Annotated in this window: 17 protein-coding genes; 13 read left to right on the top strand and 4 right to left on the bottom strand. The window is 55.9% G+C overall.

Annotation, left to right across the window (positions count from 1 at the left end; genetic code table 11):
- Window positions 1-48 precede the first annotated feature (48 nt).
- The 7 genes from ACR0K5_RS06435 to ACR0K5_RS06405 all read left to right on the top strand — a co-directional run bounded on the left by ACR0K5_RS06435 (window position 49) and on the right by ACR0K5_RS06405 (window position 7,738).
- Window positions 49-1,077: an alcohol dehydrogenase catalytic domain-containing protein gene (locus ACR0K5_RS06435; RefSeq protein WP_480628886.1), complete on the top strand. Its 1,029-nt coding sequence runs from the start codon at window positions 49-51 to the stop codon at window positions 1,075-1,077.
- Between the two features lie 75 nt (window positions 1,078-1,152).
- Window positions 1,153-2,028, top strand: a complete 876-nt coding sequence (locus ACR0K5_RS06430) for a branched-chain amino acid ABC transporter permease (RefSeq protein WP_480628885.1) — start codon at window positions 1,153-1,155, stop codon at window positions 2,026-2,028.
- A 3-nt stretch (window positions 2,029-2,031) separates the two neighbouring features.
- Window positions 2,032-3,129: a branched-chain amino acid ABC transporter permease gene (locus ACR0K5_RS06425; RefSeq protein WP_480628884.1), complete on the top strand. Its 1,098-nt coding sequence runs from the start codon at window positions 2,032-2,034 to the stop codon at window positions 3,127-3,129.
- Window positions 3,126-3,890 carry an ABC transporter ATP-binding protein gene (locus tag ACR0K5_RS06420; protein WP_480628883.1) on the top strand — a complete coding sequence of 255 codons (765 nt, stop codon included), beginning with the start codon at window positions 3,126-3,128 and terminating at the stop codon, window positions 3,888-3,890. The genes ACR0K5_RS06425 and ACR0K5_RS06420 overlap by 4 nt, the downstream gene beginning before the upstream one ends.
- Complete coding sequence (locus tag ACR0K5_RS06415; RefSeq protein WP_480628882.1) at window positions 3,887-4,660, top strand: ABC transporter ATP-binding protein; 774 nt, start codon at window positions 3,887-3,889, stop codon at window positions 4,658-4,660. The genes ACR0K5_RS06420 and ACR0K5_RS06415 overlap by 4 nt, the downstream gene beginning before the upstream one ends.
- Before the next feature lie 5 nt (window positions 4,661-4,665).
- Window positions 4,666-6,552, top strand: coding sequence for an AMP-dependent synthetase/ligase (locus ACR0K5_RS06410; protein ID WP_480628881.1), 1,887 nt, complete (start codon window positions 4,666-4,668; stop codon window positions 6,550-6,552).
- 25 nt (window positions 6,553-6,577) lie between these two features.
- Window positions 6,578-7,738, top strand: a complete 1,161-nt coding sequence (locus ACR0K5_RS06405) for an ABC transporter substrate-binding protein (RefSeq protein ID WP_480628880.1) — start codon at window positions 6,578-6,580, stop codon at window positions 7,736-7,738.
- 69 nt (window positions 7,739-7,807) lie between these two features.
- Here ACR0K5_RS06405 and rpsI read toward each other — a convergent pair whose 3' ends face one another.
- Together rpsI and rplM are read right to left on the bottom strand one after the other, a co-directional pair.
- Window positions 7,808-8,293: a 30S ribosomal protein S9 gene (gene rpsI / locus ACR0K5_RS06400; RefSeq protein ID WP_171090107.1), complete on the bottom strand. Its 486-nt coding sequence runs from the start codon at window positions 8,291-8,293 to the stop codon at window positions 7,808-7,810.
- A 6-nt stretch (window positions 8,294-8,299) separates the two neighbouring features.
- Window positions 8,300-8,758, bottom strand: coding sequence for a 50S ribosomal protein L13 (gene rplM, locus ACR0K5_RS06395; protein ID WP_039536983.1), 459 nt, complete (start codon window positions 8,756-8,758; stop codon window positions 8,300-8,302).
- 242 nt (window positions 8,759-9,000) lie between these two features.
- On the opposite strand from rplM, the gene ACR0K5_RS06390 reads away from it, so the two are divergent.
- Window positions 9,001-9,366: a nuclear transport factor 2 family protein gene (locus ACR0K5_RS06390; protein WP_480628879.1), complete on the top strand. Its 366-nt coding sequence runs from the start codon at window positions 9,001-9,003 to the stop codon at window positions 9,364-9,366.
- A 3-nt stretch (window positions 9,367-9,369) separates the two neighbouring features.
- Here the strand turns inward: ACR0K5_RS06390 and ACR0K5_RS06385 are convergent, their stop codons facing one another.
- The gene (locus tag ACR0K5_RS06385) at window positions 9,370-10,773 is read right to left on the bottom strand and encodes an aminotransferase-like domain-containing protein (RefSeq protein ID WP_480628878.1); all 1,404 of its coding nucleotides are present in this window, start codon (window positions 10,771-10,773) and stop codon (window positions 9,370-9,372) included.
- Between the two features lie 99 nt (window positions 10,774-10,872).
- On the opposite strand from ACR0K5_RS06385, the gene ACR0K5_RS06380 reads away from it, so the two are divergent.
- Window positions 10,873-11,100, top strand: a complete 228-nt coding sequence (locus tag ACR0K5_RS06380; protein WP_480628877.1) for a DUF1127 domain-containing protein — start codon at window positions 10,873-10,875, stop codon at window positions 11,098-11,100.
- A gap of 61 nt (window positions 11,101-11,161) precedes the next feature.
- On the opposite strand, the gene ACR0K5_RS06375 is transcribed toward ACR0K5_RS06380, so the two are convergent.
- Window positions 11,162-11,605 (bottom strand): PaaI family thioesterase, encoded by a 444-nt coding sequence (locus ACR0K5_RS06375; protein ID WP_480628876.1) that lies wholly within the window; start codon window positions 11,603-11,605, stop codon window positions 11,162-11,164.
- A gap of 58 nt (window positions 11,606-11,663) precedes the next feature.
- Here ACR0K5_RS06375 and ACR0K5_RS06370 point away from each other — a divergent pair, with 58 nt between their 5' ends.
- The 4 genes from ACR0K5_RS06370 to gluQRS all read left to right on the top strand — a co-directional run bounded on the left by ACR0K5_RS06370 (window position 11,664) and on the right by gluQRS (window position 15,573).
- On the top strand, window positions 11,664-12,449 hold the full coding sequence (locus tag ACR0K5_RS06370; protein WP_480628875.1) for an enoyl-CoA hydratase: 786 nt from the start codon (window positions 11,664-11,666) through the stop codon (window positions 12,447-12,449).
- Window positions 12,450-12,702: 253 nt separating this feature from the next.
- Window positions 12,703-14,043, top strand: coding sequence for a methylenetetrahydrofolate--tRNA-(uracil(54)-C(5))-methyltransferase (FADH(2)-oxidizing) TrmFO (trmFO, locus tag ACR0K5_RS06365; RefSeq protein ID WP_480628874.1), 1,341 nt, complete (start codon window positions 12,703-12,705; stop codon window positions 14,041-14,043).
- Between the two features lie 37 nt (window positions 14,044-14,080).
- Entirely contained in the window at window positions 14,081-14,695 is a 615-nt protein-coding gene (locus tag ACR0K5_RS06360) for a class I SAM-dependent DNA methyltransferase (protein ID WP_480628873.1), read from the top strand.
- Window positions 14,692-15,573, top strand: a complete 882-nt coding sequence (gluQRS, locus tag ACR0K5_RS06355; RefSeq protein WP_480628872.1) for a tRNA glutamyl-Q(34) synthetase GluQRS — start codon at window positions 14,692-14,694, stop codon at window positions 15,571-15,573. Before ACR0K5_RS06360 ends, gluQRS begins: the two co-directional genes overlap by 4 nt.
- Window positions 15,574-15,577: the final 4 nt, after the last annotated feature.

Here is a 15,577-nt window from a genome sequence, read left to right as displayed (position 1 = left end):
TTCTCGATCCGGTGCATGCTTTGCCTTTACCATATCGAGGATGATCGTATGACCGACCTGCCCCAGACCATGTTTGCAGCTATCCTGAAACACGACGGATATTCCGGCACGTCCAGCGGCCCGATCATTGCAGATGCGGCCGACTGGTTGGATGAAGCAGAGGTCCCCACACCGCAACCCGGCCCCGGTCAGGTGCTGATCCGCTTGCGTGCAGCTTCGGTCAATCCATCAGATCTGCATTTCATCAAGGGTGAGTACGGACAGCCAAGGGTCAAGGGTTCACCCGCTGGATTCGAAGGTTGCGGAGACGTCGTAGCCGTCGGCAAAGGCGCTGAGGCGTTGCAAGGGCAACGCGTTGCATTTGTGGCAGCTGGATCAGGGGCCTGGGCAGAATATGTCGTCACGCAGATGCAGATGTGTATCCCTCTGCGCCTTGATATCTCGGACGACGATGGGGCCGCGCAGATCGTAAATCCGCTGACGGCGATGGCTATGGTGGATATGGCCAAGGCCGATGGCGAAGCCTTCGTTGTGTCTGCTGCGACCAGCCAGTTGGGCAAACTCATGTGCAGCCTCGGACGCGATCTGGGATTGAAACCGATCGCTTTGGTGCGCCGGGCCGAGACTGTAGAGGTGTTGAAAGACCTTGGCGCTGCTGAAGTGCTTGTGACGACAGACGAAGACGTGGTCGCCAAATTTGCTGATCTGAGCACACGCCTGAAACCGCGCGTATTTCTGGATGCGGTGACGGATCAATTGTCTGAACGATTGTTCTGTGCCATGCCCAACCGGGCGCGCTGGATCAGTTATGGAAAGCTGTCAACCGAAGCGCCTACGCTGACTCAGACGGGTCAGTTGATCTTCATGGGCAAACGGATCGAAGGCTTTTGGCTGACGCAGTGGATGATGTCGACCCCGCCCGCCGACCAGATGCGTGTCGTGGCCGAGGTTCAGGCCCGGTTTGCAGACGGGCGCTGGAAAACGGATGTTTCTGAACACCTTACGCTCAGAAATCTTGTACCAAACCTGGCTGATGCGCTGAAAAAGAGTGACGGAAAGGTGATTATCACGCCATAGTAGAACATACCTGCGTTACCGGAGAATACGCGCGGGGGGAACGCGACACCGGCAAACCGGTGGAGGGAGGACAGTTTGGATAACGCGCAGCTGCTGATCAGCGGACTGGCAAACGGGTGTGTCTATGGCCTGATCGCGCTTGGCTTTGTTCTGATTTACAAGGCGACCGAAGCTGTGAATTTCGCTCAAGGTGATTTCATGATGCTTGGGGCCTTTGTGACCATCGGCCTGACGAATACCGAATATATGGGCCTGCCGTTCTGGCTCGCCCTACCCATCTCATTGGGGATCATGGGGGCCTTGGGCTTTCTTCTGGATCGCCTGATCATCCGACGCCTTTTTGGGGAAAGCCAGACCGCCGTTGTCATCCTGACCATCGCCTTGGGGTTTGTAATCCGCTTTGTGGCCGGGTTGATCTGGGGGCACGAACCGCAAACGCTGCAAAACCCGCTTGCGGGTAAAGAGGTGCGCTTCGGCGGCCTTGTGCTGGGGATGGAGGACGTTGCCGTGATCATCGTCACCATCCTGCTGACATGGGGCCTTTATGTGTTTTTCAACCGAACCAAACTTGGCCTTGCGATGCAGGGGGCCTCGCAAAACCAGTTGGCGGCTTATTACATGGGTGTGCCGGTCAAGCGTGTCCAGGGCTTCATCTGGGCACTGGCCGGGGTCGTCGCAGGGATTGCCGGAATTCTGTTCGCAGCCAAGGGCGCAGTGGACCCGACCACAGGATTGCTGGGTATCAAGGCCTTTGCCGCCGCTGTCATCGGCGGGTTCGGTAGCCTGCCCGGCGCTTTGGCCGGGGGTCTTATCGTTGGGGTGATCGAGCCTTTCGCCAGCCGATACATCGCGGCAGGTTATAGTCAGGTCGCGCCCTATGCACTGTTGCTTGCCGTGCTGATCTTCCGACCCAACGGGCTGTTCAGTCAAGTGCGGGTGAAAAAGGTCTGAGCCATGCGGATCGTCTTCAAAACCAACTACATGCAGGACATCCGCCCTTGGAAAGACCGATATCAGCTCGTCCTGTATCTGATCCTTTTGATTGTCGCAGCCGCGGCTCCCTGGTGGCTGGATGAGTTCTATCTGGGCGAGCTGACCAACGTTCTCATCTGGGCGATCGCCGGGCTGGGTCTGATGATCCTGACCGGGCATACGGGGCAAGTCAGTCTCGGCCATGCCGCCTTTCTGGCCTTTGGCTGTTATGCCAATGTCGCCCTGATCGAGGCGGGTGTGCCGTTTCTGATCGCTTTCCCTCTGTCTGGCATACTGACCGGGATCGCCGGTTTGACGGTTGCGATCCCGGCCCTGAGGCTGCATGGAATCTATCTGGCCATATTCACGATGGCGCTGTCCATCCTGATGGATGACATCATCGTTCTCTCCGAACCCATCACCGGAGGCGTCGCGGGCAAATATATCGGTGGCGTCGAAATCTTCGGGCATCTGATTGACCGCTGGGGTACGTCCGATCAGTTCTTCTGGCTGGTTCTGACCGTCGCCGTTCTGGTCACATTGGGCTATATCAACCTGCTACGTGCGCCTCTGGGGCGCAGCTTTATCGCTGTGCGTGACTCCGAGGTTTCGGCGCAGGCGATGGGGATTGATATCGCCCGGACAAAGATGATTTCTTTCGCACTGTCCTGCGCTGTGACGGGCTTGGCCGGGGCGCTGATGGGGCTGTTTTCCGGAGCGTTCAACAATGAAACCTTTAGCGTTCTAATCTCGATCCAGTTGCTGATGATGATCGTCATCGGCGGGCTGGGTTCCATCCACGGAGCGTTCCTGGGCGCTATCGTGATCGGGTTTCTGCCCCAGTTTTTGTCGATTTCAAAGGAATATGTCGGAGCCCTTTTCGGCGGCAATACGGTTGCCATACCGGGGTTGGAGTTCGGCATCTTCGGCATGATTCTGATTGCCTTCATCCTGTTTGAACCCATGGGCATATATGGCCGCTGGCTGAAAATCCGCACCTGGTTCGAATTATTCCCGTTCTACCGCAGGGATATGTTCAAACGGCAGAAATCCTATCTCAAGACGGAGCGTCTGAGGTGAGCTTGCTGGAGTTTGAAAACGTGACCCTCAAGTTCGGCGGCCTGACGGCGGTGGATGACCTGTCGTTTGAAGTTCAGGAAGGCGAGGTTTTCGCCATTGTCGGTCCCAATGGCGCGGGCAAATCCACGGTTTTCAATTTGATCTCGCGGTTCTACGACCCTCATACCGGATCGATAAGATTTGATGGCCATGATCTGCTTCAGGTCAAACCATCCGGCGTTGCAGCTTATGGTGTGGCCCGCACGTTTCAGAACATCGAACTGTTCGAACACGCGACTGTCCTGCAAAACCTGTTGGTCGGACGGCACCGCCATCGCAGGACAAACCTGATATCAGAACTTCTGTTCACCCCTTCTGCCAAGCGTCAGGAATTGGAGAACCGCGAAAAAGTCGAACAGATCATCGACTTTCTCGATCTGCAGGCCCATCGCGACAAGATGATCTCGGGGCTGCCTTATGGTGTGCGCAAAGTGGTTGAAGTTGCACGGGCACTGGCCACAGATCCCAAATTACTGTTGCTGGATGAACCGGCCTCGGGCCTCTCGGTTGAAGAGACAACCGACATGCGTTGGTGGATCGGTGACATCCGGCGGCAGATGGGCATCACCGTTTTGATGGTAGAGCATGATATGGGGCTTGTCTCGGGCGTTTCTGACCGGGTTCTGGCCATGGCGGATGGTGCAAAACTGGCGCTTGGCACCCCGGTCGAGGTGCAATCGCATCCTGCAGTGATCGAAGCCTACCTGGGAAAAGCCTCATGAGCGCGCCGATCCTGAAAGTCAGCAATGTCGAGAGCTTTTACGGCCCTATCATGGCCATTCGCGGTGTGTCGCTGGAGGTTCACGAGGGGAAGATCGTCTCAATCCTTGGCGCAAATGGTGCGGGTAAGACGACGTTGATGAAAACCGTCTCGGGCGTGATGGACCCGGAAAAGGGTACGATCACCTTCGATGGCGACGACATTCAGGGGGCTGAGCCACATACAGTCGTCCAGCGCGGAATTGTGCATGTTCCCGAAGGGCGCGAGGTCTTTCCTTTGCTGACCGTTGATGAAAACCTCAGCCTCGGTGCCTATACACGGAAAGACAAAGAGCAGATCGAGCAGGATCGCAATATGGTCTTCAGCTATTTCCCTGTTCTGAAAGACCGCCGTGCGCAAGAGGCCGGGACCCTTTCAGGGGGACAGCAACAGATGCTGGCGATCGGGCGTGGGCTGATGGCCCGCCCTCGTATCATGCTGCTGGATGAACCGTCGTTAGGCCTGTCGCCGCTTTTGGTGCAAGAGATCTTTGGAATTCTCAAACGCCTGAATGAAGAACAACATATGACGATGGTGCTGGTCGAACAAAACGCCAATGCCGCGTTGGAGCTGTCGCATCATGGGTACGTGATGGAGGTCGGCCGAATTGTTATGGATGGCGCCGCGGAAGTGCTTTTGCAATCCGAAGACATCCAGAACTTCTACCTTGGCGTGCAGGAAGAAGGCTCGCGCGAGAACCGGCGCTGGAAACGTAAAAAGACGTGGAGGTAAGCCGGATGGACGCTACGCCCCTGCCCCCACAAATCAAGATCAACGGTGTTGAACTGAATGCAACACCCGGGCAGCGCCCACTGCGGGTGGATGGATGCACCACCATCAGCGCGTTATTTCAAGCTCGTTGTACAGAACTTGGCGAACGCACGGCTCATCGGGAAAAGGATCTTGGCATCTGGAAATCCTATTCTTGGGCCGACTATTGGCGACACGCAAAGTGGATCGGGCTCGCCCTACGAAAGTTAGGCTTGGAACGTGGTGACGTGGTTTCGATCCTCTCCGAAGACCGCAAGGAGTGGATGTGGTTCGATATGGGTATTCAATGCGTCGGCGGCATCGCCTCGGGCGTTTACACCACGGACTCCGCCAATCAGCTAGAATACCTGATCAATGACAGCGGCAGCAAATTCCTGATCGTCGAGGATGAAGAGCATCTGGACAAGTTTCTGGAGGTCGAAAATGAAGTCCCCGATCTGATCAAGGTGATCATTTTGGAGGACGAAGGTCTGCAGGACCTGAACCACCCACGCTGCATGATGATCGACGAGCTTTATGCTCTGGGCCAGCAGGTCGAGGATGAGGATCCCGGACGTTTCGAAGCGGAAATAGCACTGGCCAAACCACAGGACACAGCTTTGCTGGTTTACACTTCTGGCACAACAGGTCGGCCCAAAGGCGCGATGTTAAGCCATGAGAATATCCTGGCCGGCATCGAGGCCGGTGCGTGGGCATTGCCAACGCAGTCCAGTGACGAACAGCTGTGTTTCCTGCCGCTCTGCCATATTCTGGAGCGCGATGTGTCGGTTTATTTTCCTCTGGCTGCGCGCTGCACTGTGAATTTCGCCGAAAGCCCCGAAACTGTCTTTGAGAACCTGCAAGAGGTCTCGCCCTCGACCTTCACGGCTGTGCCGAGAGTCTGGGAAAAGATCTATGCCTATGTGCAAATCCTGACGCAGGACGCGACACCTTTGGGGCGGAAGGCATTTGGCCTGGCATTGAAAACCGGCGCGCGCCGGGCCGAATACGTAAGTGCCGCTAAACGCGTCCCTGCTGGAATAGCGGCCCAATTCTGGTTCTGGGACAAGCTGGTTTTGAAAAACCTGCGCCGAATGCTGGGCATGGACAAACTGCGCCGGGGCGGAACGGGCGCCGCCCCTATCTCGACCGACCTGTTGAAATGGTACTGGGCCATCGGTGTGCCGATCGTGGAAGGCTTTGGGATGACCGAAACGTCTGGCCTTGCAACGCTCAACACTGTTGAGAGCAATAAAATCGGAACGATCGGAAAGGTCGTCCAGGGGTGCGATATCCGCATCTCGGATGAGGGTGAAATCCAGCTGAAAGGCATGAATATCTTTCAGGGCTATTGGCGCGACAACACAAAGACGGCGGAAAGTTTCACTGCCGATGGCTGGCTGCGAACCGGTGATATGGGACATATCGACAAAGACGGATTTGTCACCATCACCGGAAGGATGAAAGACATCATCATCACCGCTGGCGGTAAGAACATCACCCCAGCCGAGATCGAGAGCCGGTTGAAATTCAGCCATTACATCTCGGATGCTGTCATCATCGGTGACAAGCGTAAATACCTTACGGCACTGATCATGATCGATCAGGAAAACGTCGAGAAATTCGCGCAGGACAGAAAGATTCCGTTTTCGAACTTTGCTTCACTTTGCGCCGCGTCCGAAGTCAGGAACCTGATCGGTTCCGAAATCAATACCGTCAACGCGGAATTCGCGAGGGTTGAACAGATCAAGGACTTCCGCCTGATCAACGTTCTGTTGACGGCCGAGGACGACGAACTCACCGCGACGATGAAGCTGAAACGCGGCCTGGTCGAAAAGAAACACGGACATCTGATTGAAGACATGTACACTTAGCCAAAGAATTTTCGGGAGGAGAGAGATGAAGAAGTCACTCATGCGGCTGGCCGCGGCAACGGCGCTGACCGCTTCGGCGAGCATCGGTTGGGCGCAGACACAGGGCGTCACGGATGATGAGATTGTCATTGGTTCCGTCAATGACCTGAGCGGCATCTTTGCCGCAGTGGGCGTTCCGGCAACCAAGGGCGCGAACGTGGTTTTCGACCGGGTGAACGAAGCCGGTGGCGTGCACGGGCGCAAAATTCGCTATGTGGTTGAAGACAACGGATACCAGATGCCGCGAGCAATGCAGGGCTATAACAAGTTGCTGAACCGCGACAAGGTATTCGCCATGCTGCAATCCCTTGGCACGCCGATGAACATGGCAGGGTTTAAACTGTTGGATCCCAAAGGTATTCCCAACGTTGCGCCTTTGACCGCTGCGCGTCAGATGCTGCAGGAGCCGCTGCGGAACAAGTTCACGTCCTTCTCGACCTACTACGATCAGGCGCGCGTCGGTGTGAACTATCTGGCCGGTGAGTTTGGATCAAAAACGGTTTGCACCATGTATCTGCCAACAGATTTTGGTGAGGAAATACTTGAAGGCAGCAAGGCCGGAGCTGAAGAGGCCGGGATTGGCTTCGGATCTGAGACAACTCACAAGCCGGATGAAACTGATTTCGTCGGATCGCTCAGTAAACTCAAGGAAGAAGGGTGTGATATCGTCACCATGGCGCTTGGGGTGCGGCAGGCAATTACGGTTGTTGGCACTGCCAAGAAGATGGGCCTGACAGATATGAAATTCCTTGGCACCTCAGCCAGTTTCCTGACCGTCGTGGCGCAGGTTCCCGGCGGGGTGACCGATGGGTTCTATGCGGCGGCCTCATGGCAGGACCTTTGGGCGCGGGCGGATCAGCCTGCCCCGGCGGCGTTTATCGAGGAATACAGAGCGGCCACGGGAGAAGATCCGGTCGGGTTTGCCATGCTGGGCTATTCCTCTGCCGAAATGATGGTCAAAGCACTGGAGGCGGCAGGCCCTGACCTGACACATGACAGCTTTATCGAAGCGATGGAGTCTCTGGATTATCAGGATGACCTGGTCGGCAATCACATTACTTACGGCCCGGACGATCATCAGGGGGCGGATACTGTTTTCGTCAATGTCGTTGAAAACAGGGCGTGGAAACTTGTTTACGAAGAATAAGTTCACCAGCAAAACAAAGCAAAAGGGCCCGCAATTGCGGGCCCTTTCCGTTTGGGTATTCCCAGCGAATTAACGCTTCGAAAACTGGAACGAACGGCGGGCTTTACGCTTACCGAATTTCTTACGTTCCACAACGCGGCTGTCGCGGGTCAGGAAGCCGGCGGCTTTCAGAGCGCCACGCAGGTTGGGATCGTACAGTTGCAGCGCTTTCGAGATGCCGTGCTTGACCGCACCGGCCTGACCGGTCAGGCCACCGCCTTTGACGGTTGCAACTACGTCGAACTCACCTTCGACACCGGCAACCTGGAATGGCTGGCGCAGGATCAGCTGCAGAACGGGACGCGCGAAATACTTGTCCTGGTCTTTGCCGTTCACGGTGACCTTGCCGGAACCCGGCTTGATCCAAACGCGGGCAACAGCGTCTTTACGCTTGCCAGTGGCGTAAGAGCGGCCCAGCTCGTCACGTACGGGTTCACGCACGATGACTTCTTCGGCCACGGTTTCAACGCCTGCGACGGCGCTCAGCTCTTCGAGAGTATTGATCTGATCAGCCATCGGTCATTAGCTCCGGGTGTTTTTCTTGTTCATGGACTTAACGTCCAGAACTTCGGGGGCCTGGGCTTCGTGCGGGTGCTCGGCACCGGCATAAACACGCAGGTTGGTCATCTGCTGGCGCGCCAGACGGTTGCCCGGCAGCATGCGCTTGACCGCCTGGGTCACGACGCGCTCGGGGTGTGCACCCTCGAGGATCTGCTGCTTGGTGCGCGACTTGATGCCGCCCGGGTGGCCAGTGTGCCAGTAGAAGTTCTCTTCGCGCTTCTTGCCGGTCATCTGGATTTTGTCAGCGTTGATCACGATGACATTGTCGCCCATGTCCATGTTCGGGGTGAACGACGCTTTGTGCTTGCCACGCAGGCGCATGGCGACGATCGAGGCAAGACGGCCCAGAACAACGCCCTCGGCGTCGATCAGGATCCATTTCTTGTCGATGTCTGCAGGTGTTGCAGAAAAGGTTTTCATGGCAGGATAGTCCTGTTTGATGTGAAAGACCGCCCCAGCGGAGCGGCCCGAATTCGATGGATGCGTATCTAGACACCCACGATTGCCACGTCAAGCGACCTAATACTAAATAAGAGCAGCAAAAACAATGGGTTGTAAAATAGGTATTATTTTACCCCAATCATTCAATACGGAAATCGCTCCAAATTCAGCACTCTGGTACATTGTTTTGAAATTGATCGTGTCCAACCCCGGAGAGTCGCATGCAGGATTTGATGCAAACAATTGAAAACTACGGTGCCGCTTGGCAGGAAAAATCCGCAGAAAAACGGCGGGATCTGTTACGACGGTGTTTTGCGGAAAACGGGCGGTATGTAGATCCAACAGCGGATGTTTCGGGGCGAGAGCATTTAAACACCCACATCGGAGAGATTCTTGAAAGCTCGAACGGGCGTGTTGATATTACCAGCAGCCCGGTCTCGCACCACGATGTCGTTCATTTTACGTGGCATATGGTGGCACCTGACGGAGCGGTCATGGTGGCCGGGCATGATTTCGTTCGTTTAGGTGAAGATGGTAGAATTGTTCATCTGGCCGGTTTTTTTGGAGACCCGGCCCCGCTGGCCTGAGTGCTAGACGCTGATCTGCTCTGGCGGATTGTCCAGCAAAGCGCGCAACCTCAGCATTGCGTCTTCGAAACGTTCCAATGACACATGGCCATTCATGGCGATGCGGACGGCGTTGGGCGCCCGCCCGTCTCGCAATGCAAACTCATCCGCCGATCTGATTTGAATACCTTCCCGTTCCGCCGCACGGCTAAACGCGGCGGAACGCCAGCCTGACGGCAGGTTCAGCCAGACAAAGGGCACATCCGGAGCCCAGTTCAGATCAAACCCACCCAGTGCATTGACGGCGATCCGAACATAGTCCCCCATCCGTTTACGCACATCCTGGGCAATCTGGCGGGTCCGTGGATCCGACAGCAGCAACCGTGTGAGCTCGGCCAACGGTTGGGCAAGACCAAAGTAACCGTATTCCGCCGATCGACGCAGATCGACGCTGCGGTCTTTTGGTGCGATGGCAAAACCGACACGCAATGCCGGCGTGAGGATTTTTGAAATAGACGACACGTGCCAACCCCGTTCCGGAGCAAGGGCGCGATAACTGGGTTCACGCGCCTCCCCCATGCGATAGCAATCGTCTTCTATGATTTGCAGATCGAAGCGACGGGCGACGTCCACAACCTCTTTCCGACGTTCCAGTGGCGTGTGAACTCCGGTGGGATTTTGAACCTCTGGCGAAACGCATATGGCTTGAGCATCGGTATGACGCAAAACATGTTCCATGGACGCTGGATCAATGCCCCATTTGTCCATTTTGATGCCAATGACTTCGGCGCGCATCAGTTCCCCGGCACGACGAAACCCGGCGTAAGAGAGGTCTTCGACCAACACAATCGGTTTCGGTCCGCGCAGGATGGTCTGAAACACAAGGCACAACCCGTTTTGCCCGCCATGGGTCAAGACGATGTCATCATGGGTCAGCGGGCCCAATGGCAAATCTGACAACCAGTCCACAACTGATTGTCTCATGGGTTTGTAAGCGTCCCGCGTGGGGTAATTCAGAAAAAGACCCGGATCAGCTTGCGACACCTTTTGCAGGCATTCCCGGATAAGCGCGACCTGCCCGGCATCCGGCAAGCGCGGGCTGAACAGGCTGACATTGGCGTTGTACTTGTCGTCTCTTAAATAAAGCTGTCTGGCCCAAACATCGTCCAGAATCGGTGATTTTGGCGGAGCTACAAATGTACCACGCCCAACTTCTGCTTGGAGCAGTCCTTCATCGGTCAGGATGGTATAGGCACGCGCAACTGTACCAGGTGTAATTTGTAACCGATACGCAAGTTCCCGGACCGGAGGAAGCTTAGCGCCGACCTCCAGTGACTTGTTATCAATGGCTTTTCGTATTGCATCAGCAACCAGTGTGTATTTCGGACCCTTGGATTTGGGCAGAACGTCTGGCCAAATTGTATCCATTACAATTCTTCCTTTGCGTTTGACACAATCTTGAATGTATCAAGCATATGTACCAGCTAACACTGTTTTGTGTCAATACAATGTGAAAGGATTTCTGAGATGACACGCACAATGCACACCCCCGCCCTTCTGCTGCTGAACGACAGCCCACGGCTGCCTCTGCTCGCTGCTCTGGCCGTGCGGTTTGCGGCGGCAGTCACTCAATGGGAACGCCGTCGCCGCAGCCGCATCAATCTGGGCTATCTGGATGACCGTTTGCTGCAGGATGTCGGGCTAACCCGACACGAGGCAGGCAGGGAAGTAAAACGCTATTTCTGGCGCCCTTAACTGATCCCCAGTCCCAATTATTGGGACCTCTTCCTGGGCCGGGGTCTGTCCCCGGCCTTTTTTACCCGAATTTCGCAGCAGCAGACCCTGCCGGCGGCAAGGAATATGTCATTGTTGCCCGCGCGACAGGAACATCCCCTCCGTCCGAGAATAAAAGCACATCCCCGACCGCGAGCGTTTTGCCCAGCTTCAACAAGCGGCAGGTCGCAATCATGTCTGTGCCGCCTTCCGGTTTGCGCAGGAAATCCAGGGAACTGTTGGTCGTAACGGCCAAGGATTGACGGCCCTTACGTGCCAAAATCATCGCGTACACACAGACATCAGCCAGCCCGAACATAGAAGGCCCCGACACTGTACCTCCGGGGCGCAGGTGCTGGTCTTGAACCACAAGGCGCATAGTGATCGTATTCTCAGTCAAATCCTCGACTACGAAATCCTTGTGCACCTGGGGGAACACCTCTTTGAGGTATTGTGACAGTTCGTCCCGGTTCATTGCCAATGCCATACTTCCCCTCCTGATCATACCGACCTAGAGTTGGCCCAACTTGGGATCGGAGGGCAAGATGGCAATTCTGGAACGTAACGACACTGGCGCTGTTGCACGACTGACAATGAACGCCCCGGACCGGCTGAACGCGTTAAGTGACGAGATGCTGGCAGCACTGCAGTCGCAGTTTGACGCGCTTTGTGAGGACAATACGATCCGGGCGGTGGTCCTGTCTGGGGCCGGAAAGGCGTTTTGCGCCGGGCATGATCTGAAGCAAATGACTGCCGGACGTCAGTCTGAAGATGGCGGCAAGGCATACTTCCAAGATCTTTTTTCCCGCTGCGCCCGTATGATGATGTCCATCCAGTCCCTCCCCCAACCGGTCATTGCACAAGTCCGTGGCATTGCCACAGCCGCCGGGTGTCAATTGGTTGCGACCTGCGACATGGCCGTTGCTGCGGAAGGCACTCGGTTTGGCGTCAACGGGGTCAACATCGGTCTGTTTTGTTCCACGCCCATGGTGGCGCTCAGCCGAAATATCCCCAGAAAGCAAGCATTTGAGATGCTGACCACCGGTGAATTCATATCAGCTGAACGCGCCGCCGAATTGGGGCTGGTAAATCGCGTCGTTCCCGAGATGCTGCTGGAGCATGAAACCAACGGGCTGGCGGAACTGGTCGCATCCAAGCTTGGCGTGGCTGTAAAGATCGGTAAGGAAGCGTTCTATCAACAGCTGCAAATGCCTTTGGATCAGGCCTATGCCTATACCGGGGACGCAATGGCACAGAATATGTTGTACCGGGATACGGAAGAAGGCATTTCCGCCTTCATTGAAAAACGCCCCCCGAATTGGACCCAATGACGCAATTGTTTTGCACATTTTTTGCCACTGTTTTCATTTTTGCACTTTTCAAAAGGGCAACTCTGTGGCAAAGCTGGGACGAGGCTGAGGCCTCAACACACTTTTGGGTCGCCGTGGGCGGAAGGTCCCTCCAGCTGGTCTCTCTCACCAGCGCTGACATTCCCGCAGCGGCGACCCCAAGACCCTTCCACTAAAGCAGTAGCGTGAAACACAGCAGTTGCGCACGTGTGCGCTGTGTCCTATGTGGCTGCGCATGACACAAGTTTTGCATATCGTTGGCGGTGGTATGGCCGGGTCCGAAGCTGCCTGGCAAGCCGCTGAAATGGGCGTCGACGTGGTGATTCACGAAATGCGTCCCACCGTGGCAACCTTTGCGCATCAAACCGGCAACCTGGCTGAAATGGTGTGTTCGAACTCGTTCCGATCCGATGACGATGAGCAAAACGCAGTGGGCTTGCTGCATTGGGAAATGCGGGCCGCCAATGGGTTGATCATGACCACTGCCGATGCGCATCGCCTGCCGGCCGGTGGTGCGCTAGCCGTAGACCGCGATCCCTTTGCCGAAGATGTCACCGCAAAACTCCGTGCGCATCCCCGCGTAACTGTAACCGACGAAGAAGTGACCACCCTTCCCGATGATGGACAGTGGATCTTTGCCACCGGTCCATTGACTTCACCTGCACTGGGAGAAGCAATCCGATCCGAGACGGGTTCAGACGCACTGGCCTTTTTCGATGCAATCGCGCCCATCGTCTACGCCGAGAGCATCGACATGAGCAAGGCGTGGATGCAGTCTCGGTATGACAAAGGTGAGACCGAGGAAGAACGCACGGCATATCTGAACTGCCCGATGGACCGCGATCAATACGAAGCGTTCATCGACGCGCTTTTGGCTGCGGACAAGACCGAGTTCCACGAAGGTGAGACCGCAGGCTATTTTGATGGCTGTCTTCCTATTGAGGTCATGGCGGAACGGGGGCGCGAGACTCTGCGTTTCGGTCCAATGAAACCAGTTGGGCTGACCAACCCCCATGCGCCTGACGTTAAGCCTTATGCCGTGGTTCAGCTTCGGCGCGATAACGCATTGGGCACATTGTTCAATATCGTGGGGTTCCAGACCAAGATGAAGTACGGCGCCCAAACTGACGTGTTCCGTATGATCCCCGGCCTGGAGAACGCCAGCTTTGCCCGTCTGGGCGGCATTCACCGCAACACATTCATTAACTCACCCACTCTGCTTGATGCGCAGATGCGGTTGAAATCCAAGCCCAACATACGATTTGCAGGGCAGATCACGGGCGTCGAAGGCTATGTTGAAAGTGCCGCGATGGGGTTGCTGGCCGGTCGTCTGGCGGCTGCTGAACTACTGGGGCGCGAATTGCCGGAAATACCGCAGGACAGCGCAATGGGCGCTCTTATCCATCACATTACCGGCGGGGCCGAGGCCAAGACTTTTCAGCCGATGAATGTGAACTTCGGCCTGTTCCGCCCTGTAGACGGCTTAAAGGGCGGACGGCGGGGTCGGAAAGACCGCTACAAGGCTTATACCGACCGTGCCAAGGCAGAATGGAACACATGGTTAGAGCATTGCTGACTGGACGTGAGATATATCCTCGGCCTAGCATATTGGGATGAGCGACAAGTTTCTGAACAGCACCTACACCCTCGACACACCCCAAGACACTGAATCGCACTATCAGAACTGGGCCGCATCCTACGACGAAGAGGTCGCGGAACATGGATATGTCACGCCCGGTCGGGTGGCGGCAGCTTTGTGGCAAATCCATCCTCAACCCCAAACGCCGATACTGGATTACGGATGCGGAACCGGACTTTCCGGGCTGGCCCTGCGCGCAGCGGGATTTGAGATCATCGATGGCATGGATCCAACCCCCAAAATGCTGGAAGAGGCAGAGGCCAAGGGTGTTTATCGAACCCTGATCGGATTTGACATTACCCAGCCGGCCCCGCTCAAGCGTGGCGCGTATTCGGTGATCACGGCAATCGGTGTCATCGGTCAGGGCGCGGCGCCGCCCGAGACATTCGACGTATTGATGCACGCCTTGCCCAAGGGTGGGCTTCTGGCGTTTTCCTTGAATGATCACGCGTTGGCAGATCACAAATTTACCTGCCGCCTGACGGATTGGGTCGACATGGGGGCGGCACGTTTGCTATTTCGCGAACACGGGCCGCACCTGCCCGGCATCAACCTTAACTCTGACGTGTATGTAATAGAAAAAGCGTGACTTTTAAAACGCGCTTCGCGCCATCCCCAACCGGTCCACTTCACATCGGGCATGCATATTCAGCAATAATCGCCAGCGACATGGCCCGTTTCGAAGATGGTCAGTTCTTACTTCGGATCGAAGATATCGATCAGTCCCGCTCGCGTCAGGTATGGGAGGATCAGATCTATGATGATCTCAATTGGTTGGGATTGGTTTGGCCGGAACCGGTGATGCGTCAATCGGACCGTATGAGTGTTTATGAACAGGTGTTGGATCGGTTGTGGATCCGGGGCTTGTTATACCCCTGCACCTGTAATCGCAAAGACATCGCTGCCGCCGCAAGCGCGCCTCAAGAAGGCGCGCCATTGCTTGGGCCAGATGGAATAATCTATCCCGGAACATGTCGTAAATCATTTGACTCCAATGATTTAATTCAACAACCTCGCCCACGAAACGAGGCGTTGAGATTGGACATTGCCAAGGCGTGCCAGGCCATCCGCGATCCGGCCAGATTTCAATTCTCTGAACTTGGTTCAGGTCCCGGCGGCGAAACAGGCACTATCACTTTCACACCAACCGAGATGGAAGCAACAATCGGCGATGTTGTTCTGGCCCGCCGCGACATGGGTACGTCCTACCATTTGTCCGTTGTACTAGACGACGCAGCGCAAGGGATCACTCGGGTGATCCGTGGTCGGGATCTTTTCGAAGCCACCTGCATTCATGTTCTGCTTCAGGCGCTGTTGGACCTGCCTACGCCCGAGTACCTCCACCACGATCTGATCCGTGATGACACGGGCAAACGACTGGCTAAACGCGACGACGCACGTGCGATCTCAAAATATCGGGCCGAAGGCGCCAGCCCGACAGACATTCGGCGGATGGTTGGGCTTTGACTTT

This window comes from Ruegeria sp. AB9, from assembly GCF_056542585.1.
The sequence above is the reverse complement of the archived record's forward strand: the minus strand, read 5'-3'. Positions and strand labels throughout refer to the sequence as shown.

What these genes read in the sequence shown, in the direction of transcription:
- ACR0K5_RS06435 (WP_480628886.1), top strand. Translation starts at nt 49, where the DNA reads ATGACCGACCTGCCCCAGACCATGTTTGCAGCTATCCTGAAACACGAC.
- ACR0K5_RS06425 (WP_480628884.1), top strand. Translation starts at nt 2,032, where the DNA reads ATGCGGATCGTCTTCAAAACCAACTACATGCAGGACATCCGCCCTTGG.
- ACR0K5_RS06415 (WP_480628882.1), top strand. Translation starts at nt 3,887, where the DNA reads ATGAGCGCGCCGATCCTGAAAGTCAGCAATGTCGAGAGCTTTTACGGC.
- ACR0K5_RS06410 (WP_480628881.1), top strand. Translation starts at nt 4,666, where the DNA reads ATGGACGCTACGCCCCTGCCCCCACAAATCAAGATCAACGGTGTTGAA.
- ACR0K5_RS06405 (WP_480628880.1), top strand. Translation starts at nt 6,578, where the DNA reads ATGAAGAAGTCACTCATGCGGCTGGCCGCGGCAACGGCGCTGACCGCT.
- rpsI (WP_171090107.1), bottom strand. Translation starts at nt 8,293, where the DNA reads ATGGCTGATCAGATCAATACTCTCGAAGAGCTGAGCGCCGTCGCAGGC.
- rplM (WP_039536983.1), bottom strand. Translation starts at nt 8,758, where the DNA reads ATGAAAACCTTTTCTGCAACACCTGCAGACATCGACAAGAAATGGATC.
- ACR0K5_RS06390 (WP_480628879.1), top strand. Translation starts at nt 9,001, where the DNA reads ATGCAGGATTTGATGCAAACAATTGAAAACTACGGTGCCGCTTGGCAG.
- ACR0K5_RS06385 (WP_480628878.1), bottom strand. Translation starts at nt 10,773, where the DNA reads ATGGATACAATTTGGCCAGACGTTCTGCCCAAATCCAAGGGTCCGAAA.
- ACR0K5_RS06380 (WP_480628877.1), top strand. Translation starts at nt 10,873, where the DNA reads ATGACACGCACAATGCACACCCCCGCCCTTCTGCTGCTGAACGACAGC.
- ACR0K5_RS06375 (WP_480628876.1), bottom strand. Translation starts at nt 11,605, where the DNA reads ATGGCATTGGCAATGAACCGGGACGAACTGTCACAATACCTCAAAGAG.
- ACR0K5_RS06370 (WP_480628875.1), top strand. Translation starts at nt 11,664, where the DNA reads ATGGCAATTCTGGAACGTAACGACACTGGCGCTGTTGCACGACTGACA.
- trmFO (WP_480628874.1), top strand. Translation starts at nt 12,703, where the DNA reads ATGACACAAGTTTTGCATATCGTTGGCGGTGGTATGGCCGGGTCCGAA.
- ACR0K5_RS06360 (WP_480628873.1), top strand. Translation starts at nt 14,081, where the DNA reads ATGAGCGACAAGTTTCTGAACAGCACCTACACCCTCGACACACCCCAA.